General features: G+C 63.8%; 7 protein-coding genes. 3 read left to right on the forward strand and 4 right to left on the reverse strand.

Features of this window, described 5'->3' with window-relative positions:
* Positions 1–8: 8 nt before the first annotated feature.
* From ACIQTZ_RS10295 to ACIQTZ_RS10305, 3 genes are all read right to left on the reverse strand, one after another.
* Positions 9–416 carry a DUF4383 domain-containing protein gene (locus ACIQTZ_RS10295; RefSeq protein ID WP_400331329.1) on the reverse strand — a complete coding sequence of 136 codons (408 nt, stop codon included), beginning with the start codon at positions 414–416 and terminating at the stop codon, positions 9–11.
* Between the two features lie 132 nt (positions 417–548).
* Positions 549–1,313 carry a hypothetical protein gene (locus tag ACIQTZ_RS10300; RefSeq protein WP_402980108.1) on the reverse strand — a complete coding sequence of 255 codons (765 nt, stop codon included), beginning with the start codon at positions 1,311–1,313 and terminating at the stop codon, positions 549–551.
* A 125-nt stretch (positions 1,314–1,438) separates the two neighbouring features.
* Positions 1,439–1,909, reverse strand: a complete 471-nt coding sequence (locus tag ACIQTZ_RS10305) for an Lrp/AsnC family transcriptional regulator (RefSeq protein WP_402980111.1) — start codon at positions 1,907–1,909, stop codon at positions 1,439–1,441.
* Positions 1,910–2,105: 196 nt separating this feature from the next.
* On the opposite strand from ACIQTZ_RS10305, the gene pdhA reads away from it, so the two are divergent.
* Genes pdhA through ACIQTZ_RS10320 form a run of 3 tightly spaced genes read left to right on the forward strand, consistent with a single transcriptional unit; the run spans position 2,106 to position 5,676 of the window.
* The gene (gene pdhA / locus ACIQTZ_RS10310) at positions 2,106–3,275 is read left to right on the forward strand and encodes a pyruvate dehydrogenase (acetyl-transferring) E1 component subunit alpha (protein ID WP_402980113.1); all 1,170 of its coding nucleotides are present in this window, start codon (positions 2,106–2,108) and stop codon (positions 3,273–3,275) included.
* Entirely contained in the window at positions 3,275–4,285 is a 1,011-nt protein-coding gene (locus ACIQTZ_RS10315) for an alpha-ketoacid dehydrogenase subunit beta (protein ID WP_402980116.1), read from the forward strand. The genes pdhA and ACIQTZ_RS10315 overlap by 1 nt, the downstream gene beginning before the upstream one ends.
* On the forward strand, positions 4,282–5,676 hold the full coding sequence (locus ACIQTZ_RS10320; protein WP_402980119.1) for a dihydrolipoamide acetyltransferase family protein: 1,395 nt from the start codon (positions 4,282–4,284) through the stop codon (positions 5,674–5,676). Before ACIQTZ_RS10315 ends, ACIQTZ_RS10320 begins: the two co-directional genes overlap by 4 nt.
* Positions 5,677–5,766: 90 nt before the next feature.
* Here ACIQTZ_RS10320 and ACIQTZ_RS10325 read toward each other — a convergent pair whose 3' ends face one another.
* Entirely contained in the window at positions 5,767–6,639 is an 873-nt protein-coding gene (locus ACIQTZ_RS10325; RefSeq protein WP_402980122.1) for an NAD-dependent epimerase/dehydratase family protein, read from the reverse strand.
* Positions 6,640–6,867: the final 228 nt, after the last annotated feature.

Genomic DNA, 6,867 nt, shown 5'->3' on the forward strand with positions numbered 1-6,867 from the left:
CACGTGGATCAGGCGCGGGCCGAGGCGGCGGTGACCTTGTCCTGGGAGAGCGCTACGCCAAGGAGGACCACGGCGCTGGCCAGGTGCAGCACGTTGTCTGCGCCGTTCAGGGCGATGATGTTCAGGGAACTGCCCACGAGGAACAGGCCCAGGATGCCGACCAGGAGATAGACGCCGCCCACGGTGGTGTTAACGGTTTTGGACAACGTAACGCTGTTGAGTCCTGCGTAGAGCAGGGCGGCTCCGATGGCCAGGTGGATCACGTTGTGGAGGGGGTTCACGGCGAAGATGATCAGGGTTGCACCTTCGGTGGCAAAGAACCCGGTTCCTGATGTGACGAAGAAACCGAGCACGCCTACCAGGAGGTAAACGGCTCCGAAGATGGTGGCGATCAAGCGATTGGGCGAAGTACGCATGGTCCGAACCTTTCGGTGGTAGCCGGTTGTTCCCGGCTTTGTCGCGAAGCTCCGGGTGGAGCTTTCACGGGTTGTTCGGACCATGCGCCCGGGTGGATGGGTGGTTCTTCGTAAATTTTTTGTGACGGTGGGCTAGGGGCGGAGCCGGATGCTGCTCATCTTGAGGTCGTTGGTGCCCTCGAAGACGTACCGGAGGTCGATGCTCTTGCCATCGCATTGCAGCGTGCCCGAGATGTCCGCCGTGTTCTTGCCGTTGGTGTTGTTGACGTTGACGGAGCTGTAATTGGGCTTGCAGGAACTGTCCAGTTCCAGGCCCGCGATGCCATCAACAAACGACTCTTTGTCCAGCTGGTCCTTGAGCTCCTGCTGCAGGTAGTCGTCGTAGGCCCGCTCCGTATCTCCTGCGACCACCAGGTTGGTGAACTCATCCGCCAGCGAGCGTGCCTTCGACGTTGCGTTGCCCACCAGGTTCACCAGCACCAGCACGCCCACCACGGCCAGGACGATCACGCCCGCAACAATGCCGAGCACAATCCACAGGACCTTCCGCTTTCTTGCCGGTTGCGTGGGCTGCTGGCCATAGGGGTATTGGTTGGGCGGGTACTGTCCCGGCGCGTACTGGCCTTGTGGATAGGGGTTCTGGGTACCAGGGTTGGTGTTTTGGGGTCCGCCGTAGGGAGGGTTGCCGGCTGGGGAACCGGCGTACGACGGCGGCTGTTGCCACTGCGGCGGCGCTGCGGGCTTTACGGGGTACTGTGGCTGTCCAGCCTGGTTGGGGTCGCCCGCCTGCGGGCCGTTGCCGGGTGCCGGTGGCACGGGTGGCGGTGGATATTGCCCGGGTTGGTTGGGATTGCGCGGGATGTCCTCGCGCCCGTTCGGTTCTTGCGGGTTGCTCACTACGGTGCCCCTTTCAGCAGCCTGCGGCCGCGCCACCACCTGTTCGGGACCTTTGGGCGGCCCCACGCGTCCCTCTGAATCAAACAGCATGCTTGCGTTCCCGGGCAAGAGGACCCTGGTGTGGCTCAGGCCTCGGAACGCCTGCCCAGAAGCGGCTGCACGCGGTACGGAATCATTTCGCGCATGGCCAAGGCGGTGTCCGTCCGCTCAACTCCGTCGCAGGCCAGGATCTTGCCGTTGATCCGGTAGAGGTCCTCGGCGTCCAGGGCAACGACGCGCAGGAGCAGGTCCGCGGATCCGGTCAAGCCGTGCCCCTCCAGGATTTCGGGAATGTCGGCCAGTTGCCGTGCCAGGCTGGCGAGCTTTTGCTGTTGGACATGGACGCTGATGAACGCCGTCAGCGGATAACCCAGGGCCACGGGATTGATGCGTCGCTCGAAGGACAGGAAGGCGTGCTTCTTTTCCAACTGGGCCATGCGCGCCTGGACGGTATTCCGGGAAAGCCCTAGCCTCTGCGCCAATGCCACTACGGTCCCTCGGGGATCCTTGGCCATCGCTGAAAGCAGCCGGGTGTCAGTGCCATCCAAGGGTTGCATAATGCGCAAGATTAGCACGGGTGGCACGCTCCAAACAGTGCAGGATGCTCAGTGACGGCGTGGGTAGTTGTACCCGATGCCTGTTGTGAGTAGGGTCACAAATAACCCGGGGCGAAGGTGCCAGGGGGCCGGTCTGCGGCTGGATCACAAGTCCGGCAAGGGCCGACGAACACGAGCCGGAAGGTCGCGATCACCTGTGTTGACGGATAAGGCGGGAAAGGGAGTGGACCAAGCCACTCCGGACCCGGAACAAAGTGCACATCATCCACTGCGGACTGGCGGCAATCTGCTGCAGTTGATATCGCCCGACGGTGAGCGGATCAGCCATCCGGAGTTCGATCTGTGGATCAAGGACATCGGCGACGAGCAACTCTGTGCCCTTTACGAGGACATGACCGTCATCCGGCGCATCGACACTGAGGCAACCGCACTCCAGCGCCAGGGCGAACTGGCCCTGTGGCCGCCGCTCCTGGGACAGGAGGCCGCACAGATCGGCTCCAGCCGTTCCCTGCGCGACGACGATTTTGTCTTCCCCAGCTACCGGGAGAGCGGAGTGGCCTACATCCGCGGCGCCCATCTCTCCGAAATCGCCAAAGTCTGGCGTGGCAATGCCTTGTACAGCTGGGATCCGCAGCGCATCAACATGGCCACCCCGCAGATCATCATCGGTTCGCAAAGCCTGCACGCCACCGGTTACGCCATGGGCGTCCAGCTTGACGGTGCCAGCACTGCGGTCCTTGCCTACTTCGGAGATGGAGCAACCAGCGAGGGCGACGTGAACGAGGCCATGGTCTTTGCCGCCAGCTTCCAGGCGCCCGTGGTGTTCTTCTGCCAGAACAACCACTGGGCCATCTCGGAGCCCGTCCGGCTCCAGTCCCACATCCAGCTGGCGGACCGGCCTACCGGATTCGGCATTCCCAGCATGCGCGTAGATGGCAATGACGTCCTGGCGGTCATGGCTGCAACCCGCATTGCGCTGGACCGGGCGCGCAAAGGCGGCGGACCGACGTTCATCGAGGCCGTGACGTACCGGATGGGCCCCCACACGACGGCCGATGATCCCACCCGCTACCGGGATGCCAATGAGCTTGAAGACTGGGCGGCGAAGGATCCCATCCTGCGTCTGCGGAAACTGCTGGAGGCCAAGGGACTGCTCACCGGCGAACTTGAAGCCCAGGTCAAGGCCAAGGCCGATGCCGTGGGTGCAGAACTCCGCTCCAGCTGCACCACCATGCCGGACCCGGAACCCCTGGACGTCTTCAACCACGTCTACAGCACCCCGAACCCGTGGATTGAACGGCAGAAGGACCACTATTCGCGCTACTTGAAAAGCTTCAACGAAACAGTCGAGGAAGGTGCCCTCTGATGTCCAAGCTCACTTTCGCCCGGGCCATCAACGCAGGCCTCCGCAGATCCCTCGAGAACGATCCCAAAGTGGTGCTCATTGGTGAGGACATCGGCACCCTCGGCGGCGTCTTCCGCGTCACCGATGGCCTGCAGAAAGACTTCGGCAAGCACCGCGTGATCGATTCCCCGCTGGCTGAGTCGGGCATTATCGGCACGGCCGTCGGTTTGGCCTACCGCGGCTACCGCCCGGTCTGCGAGATCCAGTTCGACGGCTTTATCTACCCGGCCTTCGACCAGATCGTCAGCCAAGTGGCCAAAATGCATTACCGGACGCAGGGCCGGGTGAAAATGCCCATTACCATCCGTGTTCCGTTCGGCGGCGGGATAGGTTCGCCGGAGCACCACTCGGAATCGCCGGAGGCCTACTTCACGCATACTTCCGGGCTGCGCGTGGTGGCAGTGTCCAACCCGCAGGACGCCTACACCATGATCCAGCAGGCCATTGCTTCCGATGATCCCGTGCTGTATTTCGAGCCCAAGCGCCGTTACCACGACAAGGGTGATGTGGACGAGGGCCTGGACCTGTCCACGGCGGTGCCCCTGGACAAGGCCGCGGTGGTCAACGCCGGTACGGACGTCACCCTGGTTGCCTACGGACCGCTGGTGAAGACTGCCAAGGACGCTGCGCAGGCTGCGGCCGATGAAGGAACTTCCGTGGAAGTCATCGACCTGCGGTCCTTGGCTCCCGTGGATTACCCGGTGGTGGAAGCCTCAGTCCGCAAGACAGGCCGCCTGGTCATTACGCATGAAGCCGGGCAGTCCGGCGGACTCGGCGCGGAGATTGCCGCGAGCATCACCGAACGCTGCTTCAACTACCTCGAGGCCGCGCCGGTCCGGATCACCGGCTTCGATGTTCCGTACCCGTACTCGAAGGTGGAGATGCACCACCTGCCGGACCTGGACCGGATCCTTGATGGCGTGGACCGCGCGTTGGGGCGCCCCAACGCGCTGAGTGGACTGGAAGGATGACCGCCACCATGATCAAGGAATTCAGGCTGCCGGACCTTGGCGAAGGACTGACTGAGTCGGAAATCCTCAGCTGGAAGGTCGCCGTGGGCGACACCGTGGCGCTGAACCAGGTCATCGCCGAGGTGGAAACGGCCAAGGCCGTGGTTGAACTGCCTTCGCCGTTCGCGGGCGTCGTGGCAGCGCTGCATGAGCAGCCAGGAACGGTGGTGGAGGTCGGCAAGCCGATTGTCTCCTTCGAAGTGGAAGATGCCCGTTCTTCCGAAAGCGCCGGTTCCTCCAACGGTGCCGCCCCCAACGGCGGTGCCGCCAGTCAAACTGATGAAGCTCCGGCAACCCCCGCCAAACGTGAGCCGAACCTGGTGGGGTACGGCGCCGTCGTCGAGCATTCCGGACGACCCGTGCGACGAGCCCGTGGGACGGTCCGCACGGACGCAGTGGCACTCGCTGCGGTGCCTCCCGCCGCCGCGCCTCCCGCCGTCGAGCATGAAACGGCCGCCGACAGCGGAACAGGGGAGCGGCCGCGCTCCACTCCGCCGGTCCGCAAGCTGGCCCGGGATCTCGGGATCGACTTGGCGAACGTCAGCGGTACTGGACCCGGCGGCTTGATCACGCGCGAAGACGTCCAGTCGTTCTCAGGCGCCAGGCACGACGACACGGCGACGGACGCCGCGCCTTCTGCGTCGGAGGGTGAACGCGAGACGCGAACTCCCATCAAAGGCGTTCGTAAATTCACCGCAGCGGCCATGGTCCAGAGCGCTTTCACCGCACCGCATGTCACAGAGTTCCTCACCGTTGACGTCACGGCCACCATGGATCTGCTGGCACGGCTCAAAGGCAGCAAGGCTTTCGAGGGCGTAAAGCTGACGCCGCTCACCATCGCGGCCAAGGCTGTGTTGATCGCGCTGCGGAACAACCCCACGCTGAACTCCCGCTGGGATGAGGAGCGGCAGGAGATTGTCCAGTTCAACTACGTCAACCTGGGCATCGCCGCGGCGACGCCCAGGGGGCTGACCGTGCCCAACATCAAGGATGCGCACGGGCTTTCACTTCACGGGCTCGCCACGGAAATCTCGGAGCTGACGGCTACCGCCCGTGCCGGAAAGACGACGCCCGCCGGGCTCTCCGGTGGCACCATCTCCATCACCAACATCGGTGTTTTCGGGATCGACGCGGGCACACCCATCCTGAATCCCGGAGAAGCGGCAATAGTGGCCTTGGGTGCGGTCAGGAAAGCTCCGTGGGTGGTCGACGACGAACTGGCGGTCCGTCAGGTCATGTCCCTCAGCCTGTCCTTCGACCACCGCCTGGTGGACGGTGAGCAGGGGTCCCGGTTCCTGTCAGATCTTGGCGCCATCCTCACGGACCCGGCCATGGTCATGACCATGGTCTAGCCGAAGGCTGCGCCGCCCCGCCCCTTGACGAGTACCCGCAGGAAACCGCGGCGAAGGGGTGGGCCGGCGCGTTCTGCTGTCCCGGCGAATTCAGTCTTCCGTGGGAGTGGTTCGGTTGGAATGCACGTCCCGCCAACTGTGCTCGGGCTCGAACCCCAGGTGCCGCCGCGCCTTGTCGATGGACAGCATGGTTTCGTGCCGTCCCAGTTCCTTGACCACGTCGACGCCGGGGAACACTTCGGCGGCAAGTTCGGCGCTGCTTCGGCTCATCGCCGTGTCCGCGGCCGCGATGATGAACGCTTCGAAGCCCGGAGCGGCGGTCTCCAAGGCCCGGGCAACGGCCTGCGCGCCGTCGCGGGCGTCAATGTAGCCCCAGAGGTTCCACTTCCGGAGGTTGGCGTCCTGGTCGAAGGAGGGGAAGGCCTCGTAGTCCTCTGGATCCATGACGTTGGAAAAGCGCAGTGCCGTGATGCTCACATCGGGGTCCCAGCGGGTCAGCTGGATGGCCATTTGTTCCTCGAGGTGCTTCACGAGGGAATACGTGCTCTCAGGACGCGCCGGGTACTCCTCGTCCACGGGGATGTAGGGCGGCGGTGTATCGAACGGCAGACCGAGCACGGTCTCGCTTGAGGCGTAGACGAGCTTCTTGATCCCCGCCCGGCGTGCGGCTTGGAAGACGTTGTAGGTGGACAGCATATTGTTCTCGAACGTGGCTGCATCCGGCGCCAGGCCAGGCGCCGGGATGGCCGCCAGGTGCACCACGGCGTCGAGTCCGTTGTGCCGGTCGTCCAATCCGTGGATGACGTCGGCTACTTGTCCGTAGTTCCGGAGGTCCACGGCGACGAAGCCTTGGCTGCGCTGACCCACCTGGTCCAGGTTGAAGACAGTGTGGCCATCCTGCCTCAGCCGGCGGACCACGCTCCTGCCCAGCTTTCCACTTCCACCCGTTACGGCAATCTTCATGATGAGCTCTCTTCCTGGACCGACGTGTGACGTTTCAAACCGCTGCACTTCAGCCTAGGTGGACACGGACCCGGTGACAGCCCCTGAGAGTGGCCCTGCGAGTCCTAGGAAAGATAGTCCGTGCTGAGCACAGGGGACTGTCTGAATAACGGTGTGTGGGGTCTGGCCTGATCTGAAGGAGACGGCCGTGTCTGAATCCACGACTGGGATGGCAGGGATGATGATCGA

The sequence above is a fragment of the Paenarthrobacter sp. NPDC090520 genome, assembly GCF_044769205.1.
Lineage (GTDB): Bacteria > Actinomycetota > Actinomycetes > Actinomycetales > Micrococcaceae > Arthrobacter.

Coding starts and splice junctions, on each gene's coding strand:
- ACIQTZ_RS10320 (WP_402980119.1), top strand. CDS start 4,282: ATGACCGCCACCATGATCAAGGAATTCAGGCTGCCGGACCTTGGCGAA.
- ACIQTZ_RS10325 (WP_402980122.1), bottom strand. CDS start 6,639: ATGAAGATTGCCGTAACGGGTGGAAGTGGAAAGCTGGGCAGGAGCGTG.
- ACIQTZ_RS10315 (WP_402980116.1), top strand. CDS start 3,275: ATGTCCAAGCTCACTTTCGCCCGGGCCATCAACGCAGGCCTCCGCAGA.
- ACIQTZ_RS10305 (WP_402980111.1), bottom strand. CDS start 1,909: ATGCAACCCTTGGATGGCACTGACACCCGGCTGCTTTCAGCGATGGCC.
- ACIQTZ_RS10295 (WP_400331329.1), bottom strand. CDS start 416: ATGCGTACTTCGCCCAATCGCTTGATCGCCACCATCTTCGGAGCCGTT.